This window comes from Pseudomonas syringae pv. cilantro (assembly GCF_001293775.1).
GTDB lineage: Bacteria > Pseudomonadota > Gammaproteobacteria > Pseudomonadales > Pseudomonadaceae > Aquipseudomonas > Aquipseudomonas syringae_P.
Genome location: NZ_LGLN01000084.1, coordinates 1 through 360, shown reverse-complemented (window position 1 = coordinate 360; position 360 = coordinate 1). Strand labels below are relative to the sequence as shown.

Annotated in this window: 1 protein-coding gene; it reads right to left on the bottom strand. The window is 55.3% G+C overall.

The annotated features are described in order from the left end of the window. Positions 1-145: 145 nt before the first annotated feature. Positions 146-360, bottom strand: a 215-nt coding sequence (locus ABJ99_RS29385; protein WP_230081079.1) for a hypothetical protein, incomplete at its 5' end; no start/stop codon positions are given.

Genomic DNA, 360 nt, shown 5'->3' with positions numbered 1-360 from the left:
TCCGCTTCAAGCGGTGGTACCAGGTGACGCTGTTCTGCGATACACAGGCATTGCAGCAGTGTGGCCAAGGACACGCCCAGGCTTGCCCCTGCATGACTGTCATGGAACTCGAACACTGCCGCCAGATCTGGCGGCAATAGGTGTGTCATTCGGGTATTGGACATTGAATCCCCCTCTTTGCAGCGATATCGTGAGCCAGTGCCAACAGCGTTTCATTACGCCAGGCTCGCTCAGGTGGCACATGGATCAGCGCTTCGAACCGATCAGGGTCAAAAACGATCTGTGTTTCATACACTTTCGGGGCCTTGGCTGGCTCGTTGAAGCGGGTGAAGTCTTGAACCCTCAGTTTCAGGGTTTCGA